The organism is Mycobacterium paraseoulense, from assembly GCF_010731655.1.
In the GTDB taxonomy this organism is placed as follows: domain Bacteria; phylum Actinomycetota; class Actinomycetes; order Mycobacteriales; family Mycobacteriaceae; genus Mycobacterium; species Mycobacterium paraseoulense.
Genome location: NZ_AP022619.1, coordinates 1,017,566 through 1,033,618, shown reverse-complemented (window position 1 = coordinate 1,033,618; position 16,053 = coordinate 1,017,566). Strand labels below are relative to the sequence as shown.

The 16,053-nt window shown below is 67.7% G+C and carries 15 protein-coding genes; 8 read left to right on the top strand and 7 right to left on the bottom strand.

The genetic code is table 11. The annotated features are described in order from the left end of the window. Positions 1 to 79 precede the first annotated feature (79 nt). From G6N51_RS04505 to G6N51_RS04495, 3 genes are all read left to right on the top strand, one after another. Positions 80 to 853, top strand: a complete 774-nt coding sequence (locus tag G6N51_RS04505) for an enoyl-CoA hydratase/isomerase family protein (RefSeq protein WP_083170714.1) — start codon at positions 80 to 82, stop codon at positions 851 to 853. Between the two features lie 95 nt (positions 854 to 948). Beyond that, positions 949 to 1,626, top strand: coding sequence for a cutinase family protein (locus tag G6N51_RS04500; protein WP_083170711.1), 678 nt, complete (start codon positions 949 to 951; stop codon positions 1,624 to 1,626). A gap of 268 nt (positions 1,627 to 1,894) precedes the next feature. Then, entirely contained in the window at positions 1,895 to 2,149 is a 255-nt protein-coding gene (locus G6N51_RS04495; RefSeq protein ID WP_083170708.1) for a hypothetical protein, read from the top strand. Between the two features lie 35 nt (positions 2,150 to 2,184). On the opposite strand, the gene G6N51_RS04490 is transcribed toward G6N51_RS04495, so the two are convergent. From G6N51_RS04490 to G6N51_RS04475, 4 genes are all read right to left on the bottom strand, one after another. Continuing rightward, positions 2,185 to 2,997, bottom strand: a complete 813-nt coding sequence (locus G6N51_RS04490) for an MOSC domain-containing protein (RefSeq protein ID WP_372510284.1) — start codon at positions 2,995 to 2,997, stop codon at positions 2,185 to 2,187. 122 nt (positions 2,998 to 3,119) lie between these two features. Beyond that, positions 3,120 to 3,401, bottom strand: coding sequence for a DUF732 domain-containing protein (locus tag G6N51_RS04485; protein ID WP_142274898.1), 282 nt, complete (start codon positions 3,399 to 3,401; stop codon positions 3,120 to 3,122). A gap of 231 nt (positions 3,402 to 3,632) precedes the next feature. Further along, positions 3,633 to 4,301, bottom strand: coding sequence for a C39 family peptidase (locus tag G6N51_RS04480; RefSeq protein WP_232078197.1), 669 nt, complete (start codon positions 4,299 to 4,301; stop codon positions 3,633 to 3,635). A gap of 378 nt (positions 4,302 to 4,679) precedes the next feature. Further along, on the bottom strand, positions 4,680 to 6,008 hold the full coding sequence (locus tag G6N51_RS04475; protein WP_083170700.1) for a PPE family protein, SVP subgroup: 1,329 nt from the start codon (positions 6,006 to 6,008) through the stop codon (positions 4,680 to 4,682). A 333-nt stretch (positions 6,009 to 6,341) separates the two neighbouring features. Here G6N51_RS04475 and G6N51_RS04470 point away from each other — a divergent pair, with 333 nt between their 5' ends. Both G6N51_RS04470 and G6N51_RS04465 read left to right on the top strand, forming a co-directional pair. Beyond that, positions 6,342 to 7,514 (top strand): glycosyltransferase, encoded by a 1,173-nt coding sequence (locus G6N51_RS04470; protein WP_083170697.1) that lies wholly within the window; start codon positions 6,342 to 6,344, stop codon positions 7,512 to 7,514. 51 nt (positions 7,515 to 7,565) lie between these two features. Further along, a complete protein-coding gene (locus G6N51_RS04465; protein WP_232078195.1) occupies positions 7,566 to 8,609 on the top strand; it encodes a class I SAM-dependent methyltransferase in 1,044 nt (347 codons plus the stop codon). 1 nt (position 8,610) lies between these two features. Here G6N51_RS04465 and G6N51_RS04460 read toward each other — a convergent pair whose 3' ends face one another. Together G6N51_RS04460 and G6N51_RS04455 are read right to left on the bottom strand one after the other, a co-directional pair. Continuing rightward, positions 8,611 to 10,101 carry an FAD-dependent oxidoreductase gene (locus tag G6N51_RS04460; protein ID WP_083170694.1) on the bottom strand — a complete coding sequence of 497 codons (1,491 nt, stop codon included), beginning with the start codon at positions 10,099 to 10,101 and terminating at the stop codon, positions 8,611 to 8,613. 74 nt (positions 10,102 to 10,175) lie between these two features. After that, a complete protein-coding gene (locus G6N51_RS04455) occupies positions 10,176 to 10,997 on the bottom strand; it encodes a hypothetical protein (protein ID WP_083170691.1) in 822 nt (273 codons plus the stop codon). Between the two features lie 132 nt (positions 10,998 to 11,129). On the opposite strand from G6N51_RS04455, the gene G6N51_RS04450 reads away from it, so the two are divergent. The 3 genes from G6N51_RS04450 to katG all read left to right on the top strand — a co-directional run bounded on the left by G6N51_RS04450 (position 11,130) and on the right by katG (position 15,225). After that, positions 11,130 to 12,416 carry a L,D-transpeptidase gene (locus G6N51_RS04450; RefSeq protein WP_083170688.1) on the top strand — a complete coding sequence of 429 codons (1,287 nt, stop codon included), beginning with the start codon at positions 11,130 to 11,132 and terminating at the stop codon, positions 12,414 to 12,416. Between the two features lie 93 nt (positions 12,417 to 12,509). Then, entirely contained in the window at positions 12,510 to 12,950 is a 441-nt protein-coding gene (locus tag G6N51_RS04445; RefSeq protein WP_083170685.1) for a Fur family transcriptional regulator, read from the top strand. Positions 12,951 to 12,984: 34 nt separating this feature from the next. Continuing rightward, the gene (gene katG, locus G6N51_RS04440; protein WP_083170682.1) at positions 12,985 to 15,225 is read left to right on the top strand and encodes a catalase/peroxidase HPI; all 2,241 of its coding nucleotides are present in this window, start codon (positions 12,985 to 12,987) and stop codon (positions 15,223 to 15,225) included. A gap of 59 nt (positions 15,226 to 15,284) precedes the next feature. Here katG and G6N51_RS04435 read toward each other — a convergent pair whose 3' ends face one another. After that, complete coding sequence (locus G6N51_RS04435; protein WP_372510281.1) at positions 15,285 to 16,007, bottom strand: DUF1906 domain-containing protein; 723 nt, start codon at positions 16,005 to 16,007, stop codon at positions 15,285 to 15,287. Positions 16,008 to 16,053 lie beyond the last annotated feature (46 nt).

Sequence of the window (16,053 nt, the reverse complement as noted above, 5' to 3'; positions counted from 1 at the left end):
GCCGAGATTCGCGGGTCGGAGCAAGAGCCGCCGGACTGAGCCGTCCCCCCGGAGCCCGCGACGAAATTAGGGTGAAGCGATGAGCCTTGTCACCTATGAGCTGGACGACCACATCGCCACCCTCACCCTCAACCGCCCCGAGGCTCGCAACGCCATCAACGGTGCGCTCCGCCAAGACCTCAACGCCGCCTGGGAGCGGTTCCGTGACGACCTGGACGCGTGGGTGGGGATCCTGACCGCGAACGGCAGCGTCTACTGCGCCGGCGGCGACCTCAAGGACGGCGAGGGCTCGGTCGGCACGTTCGGCGGCACCTTCTGGGAGAAGCCGACGATCAACTCCTTCGAAAGCGGGATGGAGCTGTTCAAGCCGACCATCGCCGCCGTGCACGGCCCCTGCATCGGCTACGGGCTGACCGGGGTACTGTTCTGCGACTTCGTCATCGCCAGCACCGAGGCCAGCTTTTGTTACCCCGAGGTGTCGATCGGCGTGCCGACGATCGTCGGCGCCATCCGGTTGCCCCAGCGGGTCGGCTGGGCCAACGCGATGGAGCTGCTGTTGACCGGCAAGCCGATGAGCGCGCAGCGGGCCAAGGAAATCGGTCTGGTGTGGAAGCTCGTCGAACCCGAGCAGCTGCAGGCCGAGGCCAAGGCGTGGGCCCGCACCCTCACCGAGGCCGCGCCCCTGGCCCAGCGGGCGACCAAGGAGGTGGCATGGCGGACGTCGGACATGGGCTGGATCGAGTCGGTCCGCTTCGGCGAGACCATGCGCAAGGTGGCCGGGGCGACCGAGGATGTCGCCGAGGGGCTGCGGGCATGGGCCGAGAAACGCAAGCCGCAGTGGCGCGGCCGCTAGGGGCGGGGCGAGAGATTGCGAGCCGAACCGTCGTCGATCCCAGGGACGAGTGGCCGCCGGGACGGCCGCGGCCGGTGATGTGACAGGATCTCGGCATGAGTGCACGCAGACTTGCTCGCATTGTTGGTGTCCCCGTGGTGGCAACGTGGGCGGGGCTGAGCGCTCCCCTGTGGGGATCTTCCGCACTTCCCGCCGCCGTTGCCGACCCGTGCTCCGACGTTTCGGTGGTCTTCGCACGCGGCACTCACCAGGAGCCCGGTCTCGGCAACATCGGACAGGCCTTCGTGGACTCGCTCACCTCGCAACTCGGCGGGAAGTCCGTCGACGTCTACGCGGTCAACTACCCGGCCAACGACGACTATCACAACAGCGCGAACGCCGGCTCCAACGACGCGAGCACGCACATCCAAGACACCGTGGCCAGCTGCCCGAAGTCCAGGATCGTGCTCGGCGGATACTCCCAGGGCTCCACGGTGATCGATCTGGCCACCAACGCGATGCCGGCCTCGGTCGCCGACCACGTCGCCGCTGTAGCCCTGTTCGGCGAGCCGAGCAGCGGATTCTCGACGATGCTGTGGGGTGGCCAGCCACTGCCGACGACCAACCCGGCGTACGGATCCAAGACCATCAGCCTGTGCGCCCCGGACGACCCGATCTGCTCCGGGGGCGGCAACATCATGGCCCACGTCTCCTACATCGACGCCGGGATGACCGCCCAGGCGGCGACGTTCGCGGCCAACAAGATCAACCAGGGTCCGTCACCGCGCGTCTGACGCCTCAGTCGTTCGCCCGCTCCTCTTGGCGCTGCCGCTTCTGGGCGGCGACCAGGCGTGTTCGCTTCCTTGCGCTCATGCGCCCGGGTCTGCTCGAGTTGCCCCTCGGGCAGGGTGATTCGCGCGCGATGCCTTAGCAGCAGTCAGCGCCGCTTGCCGTCGTCGAATTAGGCGACCTCGCGGTGCTGTTGACGTCCGGCACACCGGGTGCGGCGCTCGCCTCAGACTTCAGCGGGAAGGCGTTGACCGATCGGCTACCGTCGACGGTATGTCGAAAGTCTCCGGTAACGACCTCATCGACGACGTCACCCCTGGCGACATCATCGTCGTCGACCCCGGCTCTGGTGAACGGCCCTACAAGGTGGTGTTCAAAGACGCCACCGACGGGGGTTACGTCGTGACCTTCCAGGACGACGACGGGCAGACCTTCCAGCTCGATCTGGCCGCCGGCACCACCGTGACGAGGTCGCTGGGGTCCAAGTGGGAGTCTGCGCAAAGCCCCACGCCGCATGCCGAAGGGTAAGTAACGCCGCGATCGCGGGCCGTATCGACCTCTCCTCACCGGCTGATGGTGACGCGATCGCCGACGCGGACGACGCCCTCGGTGGTCACCGCAAGATATGCACCCGCGCACGGCTGAGCCCCGTGACCGCCCGTGTCCCAACGGTTCTCGGCCGCAGGTGTCCGTAGGGCCTGTGGGGCGCGAGGCAGTGGGCCGTGCTCGAGCGTCGGCACGACACACCGTGACGTGGCCGTCAGGACACGCAACCAGGTGTTGCCGATCGCGATTTCCCCTCCGACCCAATCGTTTTCGGCGTAGGGCGGGTAACCAGGTGGGGTCGCGACCACAATGTTGGGTCGGTACCGCAGCGCCTCGACGCCGATGTGCTCGAGCGTGGCCGTGGTGATGGCGTGCAGTGGGGCCTCGTCGGTGAACGCGTCACCCGGGGTGGCCTTGGCTATCTGAAGGATGCGCCCGCCGACGTCGGCGTCCAAGCCCAGCTCCAGCAGCTTCTCCGGATCCGGGCGCACCAACGTGGCCCCTTCGGGGCGCTGCGTGATCAGTCGGACCGCCCGGCCCAACAGCCGTGAGAGGAGGTCGTCGATGCCAGGGTCGTCGGCCGTCACAGTGGTCCCGTCGGGCAGGCCGATGTTCACCCGCCCGGTGTCGCCGTTGGCGGTGCACTTGAGCAGGCCCCGCCACAGCCGGGCGTTCTTGGCGCTTGCCAGGTGCCCGGTCTCGGCGTCGAGCAGCGCGAGGCGCCGATCCCCTTCCGCCCCGTGCTCGTCGACGAACATGCTGGAGACGGTTTCGCCGAGCATCGACTTCACGGGGTAGCGGAGCAGGCTGTGCACCCGCATGTCCACCATTGCGGGACGCGAAAAGGCCGTCGAATCCGCCAACTGCCACCCTCACTCGGCCAGACCGCACGAATTATCCCGCTCAGCCTATGCGGAATCGGCGCGAAAACCGGAGACGGGTCAGGAGGCGATCAACCCGGGCAGTACGTGGACTCCGCCGCGCTGACCCAGCCGGTCATGTCCGCGAACGTGAATCCCTTCGAGCTCATGCCGGAGTGCAGGTCGGCGGCGATCGCATCGGGCGTTTTGCCGGCCATCCGGTCGGCGCAGACCGCATGCCCCAGCGCGATCATGTCGGAGTCGCTCGACGAGGGCCACGTGAATCCGAGGGTGTGCAGTTTTGCCAAATACGCGTCGTCGGTGCTGTCGGCCGATGCAATCGCGGTGCTTGCGGTGAGGGCAGCGCCGACCATAACGGGAATGGTGAGTTTGGCCAGCCAACGCGGAGGAAGCATTTCGTGCCCTTCTTTTCTTGTCGGTGTCGAGATGGCGTCAGTATATGGGTGAGCGATGCCGACAAATATTAAAACTGAGAAAATTGCTGCCCATCGGTGAACCGGCTCCCGGCGTGCGGGCGGTGGCACATTTCGGAGTACTCCAGACGCGCGCCGAGTTGCGACTCCCGGCACCCGCATGCCAGGCGCTCAGCCGGGAGTCGCCGTGACGACGATCGACTCCTTCCCGGTTTGCCAGCCGGTGATGAACGTCGAGATGCTGACCTGTTCGTCCGGATGATCGGCGCCGGGGTCGTTGAGATGGACGATCTCCTTGTCGGTGTCAATCCCGGTGACCACCAGAAAGTGGTCGGCCTTGGTCCGCTGGTCGCTGGTGTTCCAGATGACGGCGGAGTTGACCCAGGCGATGATCCTTCGCTCATCGGCCAGGTAACGCTTCAGCGCGGGCAGGCCGGTTTGATCCGGATGCGCAGCGTAGGTCATCTCCGATTTGATGCCGAAATGGTCGAGTAGCACCACCGCGTCGGCCATTTCGATGCCACCGTCGCCGTTGGTGTGGCTCGGGTCGCCGCGCGGTGCGTAGATGGGCCCGGGATTGGTCTGTGAGGGGGTCGACTCCCCGAGCGTGATCATCTGCTGCTCGGTCGGTGGTGCGCGGCCGGTGACCTCGCCAACGACATCGGCCACCGACATCAACCCGCAGTTGTCCTCGAGCGATTGCGCCTGCCAGTACTTGGCGGCTGCGGTGGGATCGCCGTAGATGCCGCTTTCGGCGGGCGTCCCGCCGGAGGACCGCGCGGGAGGTTGATTGCTGGTGGTGCCGCCGGCGATGGTGCTCGATGCGATCGCTCGCGGCACGCGTGGCGAGGGACGGCACGAAGAAACGAGCAATACACCGGTCAGACTGACGCATGTGATCAGCACCGCGGTGCGGATCGCGGACGCCGTTCGACATGTGAACATGATTCGCTCGAAAGGTTCGATCAGAAAATCAGAAGAGCTCGCAAACGGTAGCACTTCAGCTTCCCGGTTATCGCGAATAATACCGTATCGGTGGGGTGCGCCCAGCCACTCGACAATTCATGACCTCGCGCAGCCGGCGGTCACGAAATAGCGCATCGAGATACAAAAATCGCGCGAAACAATTTCCGATGACATCTGTCGATATTGGACGTCGTTCAGCCCCCTTCGAAAAGGCGCGCCACCATGTCGGTGCACGTGGACTCGACGTCGGACTCAGTGGGGAAGCAACCGCTGTTTTTGCTCGAGGAACTCATCCTCCGTGATGATCCCCGCGTCGCGCAGCGATGCCAGCTCGCGCAGCTCGGCGGCGATGCTGGTGATCGGGCCACCCGCCGGTGGCGGCGGGGCCGCGCCGTCCCTGGTCGCCTTTTGCGTCGCGGCCCTGACCCGTTCGGCGCGGCCCGCGCCGCCGGTGCCGGCCATCGCCCGCCCGGCCATGCTGGCGGCGGCCATCTCACCGAACAGGCTTCCGGTGCTGCCGGAGGAGGCCTGCGCGGCGGCGCCCACGCTGGTGGCCGGCAGGGCCTGGGTGGTTGCACGCAGCGCTGGGGCGGCCGCCGTCCAGCCCGGTGGCACCGACAGACCGCCGACCATGTTGGCCTGGCCCAGGCCCGCGGTCGCCGCCGATCCGCCCGCCAGGTTCGTGATCACCGGGAACGGTGTCGGGGGCACCGGGGCCGACCCCGGCCAGGCCTGGACCCCCGCCCAGCCGGCCACGATGTCATCGGTGTGGAAACCCGTCAGGGCACCCGCAACGTCGAAGGGAAGCGCCGTTACGCCGGTGGCGAGGCCCGCCGCCCCTAGGCCCGGGTCGACCGATACCGCGCTGATGTCCGCCGCCAGGCCCAACAGGTCGCGTCCGCCGAAGCCGAAATCGAGGGGGCTCGCGAGGGTGGTCAGCGCGTTGGGCGTGGCGGAGAATGCTTGCTGCGTCGAGGTGAGGGCGCTTTGCACATTGCCGGCCGAGGTGCCGGTGGCCTGGGTGACGGCGGCCGCTTGCCTGACCGTCCCGCCCGCGTCGGTGCTCTGTTGCGGCGAGGCGAACGGCGTCAGCCTCGTCGCCGCCGCCGACGACGCCGCATAGCCGTACATGGCTCCCGCGTCCTGGGCCCACATCTCCGAGTACTGCGCCTCGGTGGTCGCGATCGCCGGCGTGTTCTGCCCGAAGATGTTCGTCGCGATCAGGGACATCAGCAGGCTGCGGTTGGCCGCGATGACCGGCGGTGGCACGGTTTCCGCGAACGCCGACTCGTAGGCGGCCGCCGCGGCTTTGGCCTGGTTGGCCGTTTGCTCGGCCTGCGCCGCCGCGGTCCTCGTCCAGTCCACGTAGGCCGCGGCCGCGGCCGTCATCGCCGCCGCGGCCGGACCCAGCCACGGCCCACCGGTCAGGGCCGCGATCTCCGACTGGTAGGAGGTCGCCGCGGAATGCAGCGCGGCTGCTAGTGCGTCCCAGGCCATCGCGGCGGCGAACATCGGTGCCGCTCCTGGCCCCGTATACATGCGCGCGGAGTTGATTTCCGGAGGCAGTGCTGCGAAGTCCATGTAGTCGTCTCCTCCGGACGGTTCAACAGGGAGCCACAGTGTTAACGGCTCACGGCGGGCCGTTAAGGGGTAGCCCAACGGACAGCAAACAAATCGTGATCTCTCTAGTAGTACATGGCCCGCGATGACGCACGACCGAGTGCTGCCTCCTGACCATGCCGAATTCGCCTCAGACGCTCGAGTATCGCCGGTGACGAGGAATACTGCGACTTCAGCCGCCCCAGATCACCGGTCAATTAGCTCCGTATCGCGGCGGATGCCGTCAGCCCCGCGGACGGCACCGAGATAACCGGTCTGCTTGGATCGATGCAATCACCGCGAGTTAGGTCGCTAATGAAAATTGTGCTGGCAGGCTACGGAAGCCGGGGCGACGTCGAGCCCTGCGTCGCCGTTGGTCGCGAGCTGCTCCGCCGGGGTCACGACGTCCGCATCGCGGCCCCGCCCGACAGCCTCCGCTTCGTCGAATCGGCCGGGCTGACCGCCGTCGCCTACGGGCGGGACACCCGAGAGCAGATCAACGCGGCCACGGATTTCGTTCATCGCGTCCAGGATCCGATCAGCGCGTTACCCCAAGTCATGGAGCGGGTCACCCGGGTGTGGGTGGAGAAGGGCGCGGCGCTGGCGTCGTTGGCAGAGGGTGCCGACCTGCTGGTGGCCGGCATGAACGAGCAGCGCCTGGCCGCCAACGTCGCGGAGTTCCACGGCATGCCGTTTGCCGCGCTGCACTTCTTCCCCGCGCGCGCGTTGGATCTCGGCGGGTTCCAGGCGCACGTGACGAACGTCGCCGAAGGCGCGCAACGCGAGGCGCTTGGCTTGTCCGACGGCGGCGGATCGTCCACCGGACCAGTGCTGGAGATCCAGGCCTACGAGGAGCTCTGCGTGCCCGAGCTGGCGGCCGAATGGGCGAAATCCGGGCAGCGACGGCCGTTCGTCGGCTCTCTGACGCTGGAAATGCCGACCGATGCCGACGACGAGGTGTTGTCGTGGGTCGCCGAGGGACCCCCGCCCATCTACTTCGGCTTCGGATCCACCCCGGTGACCTCGCCCCCCGAGACGGTCGCGGTGATCACCGGGGCGTGCGAACAATTGGGCGAGCGGGCGTTGATCTGCAGCGGCCCAAACGATTTCACCCACGTCGCACCGGCGAGCCACACCAAGATCGTCGATGCGGTCAACCATGCGGCGGTCTTTCCGGCCTGCCGGGCGATCGTGCACCACGGGGGCGCCGGCACCACCGCTGCGGGCCTGCGGGCAGGAGTCCCCATGTTGGTCCTCTGGCTCTGGCTCGATCAGCCGATCTGGGCAGACGCGGTCAGTCAGCTGGAAGTGGGCATCGCCAGGCCCTTTTCGGAGTCCACCTACGATTCATTGGTCGCGGATCTGCGCTCGCTGCTCGCCGCGGATTACGTCACCCGGGCCCGCGAGGTCGCGACCGCGATGACCAAACCCGCCGAAAGCATCGCGAGGGCCGCCGACCTCCTCGAAGGCGCCGCCCGCTCGGGCTGATGGGCGCTGCGACCAGTGGTGCAAAGCGACCCGGTCGTGTAGAAGGTTCTGGTGCAGGGTCCGCTGTCTGAGCCGTTCGATCCGTCGATGCTTTACGAAGCGATGATCAGGCGGTTGTACCGCCGTTCGTCGGCCGAAGGTCAGATCAGGGTGCCGGCCGTGCCCGCCTTGATCGACGAGTACGTCCAGTTGTGCGGGAACGTCTGCGCCACCCTGGGCGTCTGGCACACCCCCGAACAGTCGTCTCAGCTCAGGGCGGCGCTGGAGACCGAACTGACGAAGGGTTTCACGGCCTCCCCCCGTTCCGACATCGTCATCTCGTTCAGCGCCCCCTTCGGCACGAGCGTGAACTTCCGCGTCAAGGCCGAATGGCGAACGCTAGACGCCGATTACGACGAATGGGTGGCGGTCCGTCCGCCTCCGCTGTTCGGCACTGAGCCCGATGCGCGGGTGATGGCGCTGGCTGCCGAAGCGGCCGACCCGACCACCTACCGCGTGCTCGACGTCGGCGCCGGAACCGGACGCAACGCGCTGGCTCTCGCCCGACGCGGCCACCCGGTCGACGCGGTCGAGATGGCGGCGAAGCTTGCCGATGTCATGCGCTCGGAGGCGCAGGGCGAATCGCTGGCCGTGCGGGTGATCCAGAGCGATGTCTTCACCGCGATGGAAGGTGTTCACTCCGAATATCAGCTGATGGTGCTCTCTGAGGTGGTGCCCGACTTCCGGACGACCCATGAGTTACGCGGCGTGTTCGAACTCGCCGCCGAGTGCCTGGCCCCCGGCGGGCGCCTGGTGTTCAACGCCTTTCTGCCCCGGAACGGCTACGTCCCCGACGATGCCGCAGTGCAATTCGGTCAGCAGTGCAACACCATGATTTACACCCGCGACCAGATGGCGAGCGCGGTCGACGGACTCCCCCTCGAGCTGGTGGCCGATGACTCCGCGTACGACTACGAGAAGGCCCACCTGCCCGAGGGCGGCTGGCCGCCCACGGGCTGGTTCGAGGGATGGGCCAACGGTCTCGATGTGTTCGACGTCGGGCGCGAGCACTCCCCTGTCGGGCTGCACTGGCTCGTCTACCGAAAGGCGGGGTGAGTCAGGCGGTCAGATCGCGGGTCGCGGGCCCCTCCAGCAGGGTGCCGTCCGGCGCGAACCGCGACCCGTGCAGCGGACACTCCCACGCCTGGTCGGCGTCGTTCCAATTCACGATCCCGCCTAGGTGCGGGCACACCGGGGAAACGACATGCTCGGTGCCGTCCACGCGGCAGCGTGCCTCCAGATGCCACGGCGGCCCGCTCACCACGCCGCCCTCGTCGGCGCCGGGGCTGCGACGGCCGGTGCGCACCAGCGGGGTGATCCACCCCTTGGCCAGATCGAATCCCACCTCGAGGTTGGCCTGTAAGGCCGTCGGCAGGCCCGACAACTCGTGGGGGCTCCAGCTGGCGAACGCCCTGGCCCAGTCCATCCGACCACCGAGGATCCGGCCCGCCAGTGCCATGGCCGCGGCGGCGCCGTTCGTCATCCCCCATTTGTTGAATCCCGTTGCCACAAAGATGGTTTCGGTGTTCGGCAGGATGGGCCCGACGTAGGGCAGCTGATCGATGGGCGTGTAGTCCTGCGCCGACCAGAAGTGCGTCTGCTCGGCGCCCGGATAATGCTTGCGGGCCCACGACGCCAGTTCCTCGAGGGCCTTCGACGGGCTCTTCTTGCGACCGACGGTGTGGCCGGCCCCGCCCACAATCAGGCGCTCGCCGTCCGCGACAGGCGCGTATCGCACCGAACGCGTCGGCGAGTCGGTGGAGATCATCATCGGCCTGGTGATGGGGCCGGGCACCTTGAACGCCAAGCAGTAGGACCGGCTCGGCTTCACCCGCGCGAAATACCCGCCCCTGTCCAGGATCGGGATGCCGGTGGCCAGAACAAGCTGCCCGGCTTCGAGTTCCACGTCGCGCCGGGCGGCGTCGTTGACATGCACCCGCACGCGCTCGCCGCGGGTGGAAACCTTCCGGACCCGCGTGCGCTCGACGAGTCGGCCGCCGCGGTCGAGCAGTTCCTTAGCCAGCGCGTCCAGGAACGGCATGGGATCGAACTGCGCCTGGTCGGGCAGTCGCACCCCACCGTGATACGGGAACGGAACCCCGGCGTCGTCGTCCCAGACGGCGGGCAGCCCCACCGCCTGGCACGCGCTCAGCTCCCGACGAGCCGACGGCACTCCCTTGGCGGCCTGGGCGTAGGTGTAGGCGTCCTCGCGCTGCACCGCGATGCCATGCGACTCGCAGTAATCGACCACCCAGTCTTGGCCTTCGCGGTTGCCCTCCACATAGGCGCGGGCCAGCTCACTGCCATGCCTGGTCAGGATTTTCGACAGGTGGGTGCCCTGCAGCAGGCTGATCTTTGCGGTGGTGTTTCCCGTCGCGCAGGCGCCCACCGTGCGCGCCTCGAGTACCAGCACGTCCTTGCCCGCACGGGCGAGCAGGACCGCGGTCATCAGCCCGGTGATGCCCGCGCCGACGACGATGACATCCGCGGAACGGGTGTCCCCGGCAAGCTTGCTTGGGGCCCAAGGCGGTTCGGCCCGGTTGTCCATCCATAAAGACGTCACGCGAGGGCTGATACCCCTGCTGGGCCGACGGAAACACCGCCGCGGCCCGGTGCCCGCCGTCACGCCCGCTTCAACTGCGCTTTCGCCTCTTTGACCGATTCCCCCGCGGCGCGGCGTGCCTCCTTGCTGCGCTCGTAGCCTTTCTCGGCGTGCTCGAGGTCGCGCTCGGCACTTCGCAAAGCCGCGGCCGCCTCGTCACGTCGCTGCCGGGCCGCGTCCCGCTCGGCGCGGCGCTCGGACAGCCGGGCGTCGGCGTCGGCCTTCTCGCGCTCGGCCGCCGCCACGGCCGAGGCCAGCCTTTCGAGCCGCCGCTGCGCGGCCCCGTCGCGGGCGCGCTGCTTCGCAGGCTGCGGCCGCGCTCGCGCCGGCCGCTCCTTCGCCTTTCCGGTTCGCGCGGTCGCGGTTACCGGCGCCGCCGCGCCGAAGTCACCGAAACCCGACCACTGCTCGGGCCGGGCCAGACGGCCGAGCCGCTCCCTGACCTCGGGGTCGGCGACGGCCGCTTGCAGCGTGCTGGTGACGGCGTCGCGCACCGCGGAGGACGGGTTGCTGACGTCGGCCGCTTGCAGTGCCGCCCGCGTCAGCTCGTCGATGAGCTGATGCTGCTCGGCGGACAAGTCCCGGATGCGTGCGCCGTCCATCGCTGCGTGCGCGGCGCGCAGCCGGTCACTCAGGTCCGCCAGGCGCTGCCTGGAGTCGTTGTGGCGCAGCGCAAGCCGGTTGACGATCCACGCCGCGGTGGTCGGTTTGTTGGCCGCGGCAATGCGCTTGGCGGATGCGTCGTCGCCGCGGCGTTTGGCCGCGGCGGTCAATCTGGTGCGCTCCGCGGTGAAATCCTTCGGCGGCGCCCAATAGAGACTGTCGAGTTCGTCGTCGGCCATGACGCCATGATCCCCGCGCCGGGGTGCCGTCGGTTTAAAAACCGCACGACCGTGGCACCTGATGGACAACATCGTCTCCGCTGGGCTGTGACTTGGACCGGCGACCAACAGAACGCAAGGATCCGACAGTCAGTGACGTCCAACAACAGTGATCGGCCGGCCCGCCGGTTCCTCGGAGATCGCAGGCCCCGCCGGTTGCTGGTAGCCGCCCTGGTGGTTGCCGCGGTGGTGGGCGGCGTCTTGGTCGCGGCGTCGCTGGGCTGCTTCAGCGGTGGCTGCGGACACGGCGGCGCCCCGTCGAAAACGGCGGGACCGGCGCACATCACGATCACCCCCGGCCCCGACGCCCGCGACGTCGATCCCGTCGCACACGTGATGGTCAAGGCCGACGCCGGGACGCTGACCGACGTCCAGATGGTCAACGAGACCGGCAAGTCGGTGCAGGGCGTGATGACGCCGGACAACACGGTCTGGAAGCCCACCGTCCCCCTGGGCTACGGCCGCACCTATACCCTGACGGTCATCAGCCGGGGCTCCAATGGCATTGAATCGAAACAAGTTTCGTCGTTTTCGACGTTGAAACCGTCCAACCAGACCAAGGTCTCGTTCACCACCACCTCGGAGGCCGCGCTCAAGGATGGCGGCTCCTACGGCGTCGGGACAGTGGTCGTCGCCCACTTCGACGAACGGATCGCGAACCGGGCCGAAGCCGAGCGGCACTTGGCGGTGACCACCGATCCCAAGGTCGAGGGTTCCTGGTACTGGGTGGACGACCAAACCGCCCACTGGCGTCCGGAGCACTACTACGCGCCCGGCACGACCGTCACCGCCGAAGCCAAGATCTACGGAATCGCCCTGGGCAACGGGCTGTTCGGGCAAGACGACACCAAGGTGTCGTTCCGGATCGGCGACGCACACGTCTCCATCGCCGACGACGCCACCAAGCAGGTCAGCGTCTTCAGCAACGGGACATTGCTGCGCACGATGCCCACCTCGATGGGCATGGGCGGCACCGAAGACGTCGGCGGCAAGGTCATCTCGTTGTGGACGCCGCCGGGTGTCTACACCGTCCTGGACAAGGGCAACCCGGTCATCATGGACTCCTCCACGTTCGGGCTGCCCAAGAACTCCCGGTTGGGCTATCGCGAAACCATCAACTACGCCACCCGGATCAGCACCGACGGCATCTACTTGCACGAGCTGGATGCCACGGTGTGGGCCCAGGGGCATCAGGACACGTCGCACGGATGCCTGAACCTCAACGCCGACAACGCGAAGTGGTTCTACGACTTCTCGGTGCCCGGTGATGTGGTCGAGGTCCGCAACAGCGGTGGCCCGCCCTTGACGCTGGCGCAGAACGGCGACTGGACGCTCAGCTGGGACGACTGGCGCAAAGGCAGCGCGCTGAAGCCGACCTGATCGGCGTGACGCAGCTCATTCGTCATCTACAGTTGTGCCCCACTTCACAGTAAACTCTTGACTCGTTCCAAATAAGTGCGTCATATTGGTGCGGTGTCATCGACGGCCGATTACGCGGAACGACTGCGGATGGCCGATCTCCGGGTGACCCGTCCCAGGGTCGCCGTGTTGGAGGCGGTGGACGCCCACCCGCACGCCGACACCGAGACCATCTTCTCTGCCGTGCGCGTCGGCCTGCCGGATGTCTCCCGCCAGGCCGTATACGACGTGCTCAGCGCGCTGAGCACGGTGGGTTTGGTCCGCCGGATCCAGCCGTCCGGGTCGGTCGCCCGCTACGAGTCGCGGGTCGGCGACAACCACCACCACGTCGTGTGCCGATCCTGCGGGGTGATCGCCGACATCGACTGCGCGGTCGGCGCGGCGCCCTGCCTCACCCCGTCTGACGACAACGACGTTCTCGACGGCTTCGTCCTGGACGAGGCCGAGGTCATCTACTGGGGCGTGTGCCCCGACTGTTCGACTGCAGGTTCCTAGCTCGCAGCCCAATCACCCCTAAGAAAGGAATGCTGTGTCATCTGATATTTCCCAAGGGCGGCCGCCCCACGAGGACAGCAAGACAGCTAGTACCAGCGAGAGCGAAAACCCCGCAATCCCCTCCCCCAAGCCGAAATCGAATGCGCCCCTGACCAACCGGGACTGGTGGCCGGACCAGGTCGACCCGTCGATGCTGCAGCCGCACAACCCGCGGTCCAACCCGCTCGGTGACGACTTCGACTACGCCACCGAGTTCGCCAAGCTCGACGTCGAGGCGCTCAAGGCCGACGTGATGTCGGTGATGACCAACTCCCAGGACTGGTGGCCCGCCGACTACGGCACCTACGGCGGGCTGTTCATCCGGATGAGCTGGCACTCGGCGGGCACCTACCGCATTCACGACGGGCGCGGCGGCGGCGGTCAGGGCATGCAGCGCTTCGCCCCGATCAACAGCTGGCCGGACAACGTCAGCCTGGACAAGGCCCGCCGGCTGTTGTGGCCCGTCAAGAAGAAGTACGGCAACAAGATCTCCTGGGCGGACCTGATCATCTTCGCCGGTAACTGCGCCCTGGAGTCCTTCGGGTTCAAGACCTTCGGCTTCGCCTTCGGCCGCGAGGACGTCTGGGAGCCCGAGGAGATCCTCTGGGGTGAGGAGGACGAATGGCTGGGCACCGACAAGCGCTACTCCGGCAAGCGCGACCTGGCCGAGCCGTACGGCGCGACCACGATGGGCCTGATCTACGTCAATCCCGAAGGCCCCGAGGGCAAGCCCGATCCGATCGCCGCCGCGATCGACATCCGCGAGACGTTCGGCCGCATGGCGATGAACGACGAGGAGACCGCCGCCCTCATCGTCGGCGGGCACAGCTTCGGCAAGACCCACGGCGCCGGCAGCGGCGACTTGGTCGGACCGGAGCCGGAGGCCGCCCCGATCGAGCAACAGGGGCTGGGCTGGAAGAGCTCCTACGGCACCGGCGTGGGCAAGGACGCCATCACCAGCGGCCTGGAGGTCGTGTGGACGCCCACCCCGACCAAGTGGGACAACACCTTCCTGGAGACGCTCTACGGCTACGAGTGGGAGCTCACCAAGAGCCCCGGCGATGCCTGGCAGTTCGTCGCCAAGGACGGCGCCGGAGCGGGCACCATACCCGACCCGTTCGGCGGGCCGGGCCGGGCGCCGACGATGCTGGTCACCGACATCTCGATGCGTGAGTCCCCGATCTATCGCGACATCACGCGGCGTTGGCTGGACCACCCCGAAGAGCTCACCGAGGCGTTCGCCAAGGCCTGGTACAAGCTGCTGCACCGCGACATGGGTCCGATCAGCCGCTATCTGGGCCCGTGGATTCCCGAGCCGCAGCTCTGGCAGGACCCGGTACCGGCCGTCGACCATGAACTCGTCGACGAAAACGACGTCGCGGCGCTGAAGAGCAAGGTGCTGGGTTCGGGTCTGTCGGTTCCGCAGCTGGTCAAGACCGCCTGGTCCGCGGCCAGCAGTTACCGCAACACCGACAAGCGCGGCGGCGCCAACGGCGGACGGCTGCGCCTCGAGCCGCAGCGGAACTGGGAGTGCAACGAGCCCTCCGAGCTCGACAAGGTGTTGCCCGTGCTCGAGAAGATCCAGCAGGACTTCAACGGCTCGGCATCGGGTGGCAAGAAGATCTCGCTGGCCGACCTGATCGTGCTGGCGGGCTCCGCGGCGGTCGAGAAGGCGGCCAAGGACGCCGGCTACGAGATCTCCGTGCACTTCGCGCCCGGGCGCACCGACGCCTCCCAGGAGAACACCGATGTGGAGTCGTTCGCGGTGCTCGAGCCGCGGGCCGACGGCTTCCGCAACTACATCCGGGCCGGCGAGAAGGCGCCGCTCGAGCACCTCTTGATGGAGCGGGCGTACCTACTCGGTGTGACCGCCCCGGAGACCACGGTGCTGATCGGCGGCCTGCGTGCCCTCGGCGCCAATCACGGCGGCTCCAAGCACGGGGTGTTCACCGATCGGCCCGGCGCGTTGACCAACGACTTCTTCGTCAACCTGCTCGACATGGGGACCGAGTGGAAGCCGTCGGAGACCGCGGAGAACGTCTACGAGGGCCGCGACCGGGCCTCGGGCGCCGTCAAGTGGACCGCGACCGCGAACGACCTTGTCTTCGGGTCGAACTCGGTGCTGCGCGGACTCGCCGAGGTCTACGCCCAGGACGACAACCAGGGGAAGTTCGTCGAGGACTTCGTCGCGGCATGGGTCAAGGTGATGAACAGCGACCGGTTCGATCTGAAGTAACACCCGGAAACCACGCGGCGCCCTGCGGGCCATCGGCTCGCGGGGCGCCGTGCGTCGGGTCAGCGCGGGAAATCCCACTGACCGAAGTCGGGCGCCAGCACATCGTCGATGTCGACGTTGATCCCGCCGAGGAGCGGGCTCGGGTTCGACGGGCTGTTGACCACGGCCTGGTAGAGCACCGCCGCGGGTTCGCGCGCGCCGTGCGACCACGACTTCGTCTGCCACGCCCACCGGTGGCCCGCGGTGGACGAGCTTCCGATGACGCCGTCCCGAATCGCCCAGCCGCACGCGTTGGCATGCCCATAGATCCCGGTGCGGCCCACGCCCAAAGCGGAGTTGATCCCCCGAAACCATTGGACGGCAATGCTGTTCCAGGTGTTCTCGTCGATGTCGTCGTCGACGCTGAAAAAGATCGGCGCCGACCCCGGGCCCCCGGCCGCGCCGTGCAGCCGCTGAGCCGTCTGCGCATCCGCCACGCCGCCGTCGAATCCCCGGGTGTAGTCCGACGGATCGGGCCACCCGGGTTTGCCGTACTGGAAGTTGCTGACGATGTGCAGGCCCGCCGCGCGCAGCGCGTCGGCGTATCCGCGGGTGAGTGGTTTCGCCTCGAAGTTGGCTCCCGGCCGCGAGTCCGACACGTAGTTCACCACGCCGTCATAGCCCGCCGATTTGATCTCGTCCGGTGCAATCCTGCGTTCGGCGAAATCGATCAGCCGCATGTCGGCGGCGAATGCCTTCTGGTCGTTGAAGGGGGTGGTCGCGGCGCCCAGGCCCAGGAAAATCGGCGCGGCCGCGAATTTGAGTACGTCGCGCCGCGATACCGATCGC

Coding starts and splice junctions, on each gene's coding strand:
- G6N51_RS04505 (WP_083170714.1), top strand. CDS start 80: ATGAGCCTTGTCACCTATGAGCTGGACGACCACATCGCCACCCTCACC.
- G6N51_RS04500 (WP_083170711.1), top strand. CDS start 949: ATGAGTGCACGCAGACTTGCTCGCATTGTTGGTGTCCCCGTGGTGGCA.
- G6N51_RS04495 (WP_083170708.1), top strand. CDS start 1,895: ATGTCGAAAGTCTCCGGTAACGACCTCATCGACGACGTCACCCCTGGC.
- G6N51_RS04490 (WP_372510284.1), bottom strand. CDS start 2,997: ATGGTGGACATGCGGGTGCACAGCCTGCTCCGCTACCCCGTGAAGTCG.
- G6N51_RS04485 (WP_142274898.1), bottom strand. CDS start 3,401: ATGGTCGGCGCTGCCCTCACCGCAAGCACCGCGATTGCATCGGCCGAC.
- G6N51_RS04475 (WP_083170700.1), bottom strand. CDS start 6,008: ATGGACTTCGCAGCACTGCCTCCGGAAATCAACTCCGCGCGCATGTAT.
- G6N51_RS04470 (WP_083170697.1), top strand. CDS start 6,342: ATGAAAATTGTGCTGGCAGGCTACGGAAGCCGGGGCGACGTCGAGCCC.
- G6N51_RS04460 (WP_083170694.1), bottom strand. CDS start 10,101: ATGGACAACCGGGCCGAACCGCCTTGGGCCCCAAGCAAGCTTGCCGGG.
- G6N51_RS04455 (WP_083170691.1), bottom strand. CDS start 10,997: ATGGCCGACGACGAACTCGACAGTCTCTATTGGGCGCCGCCGAAGGAT.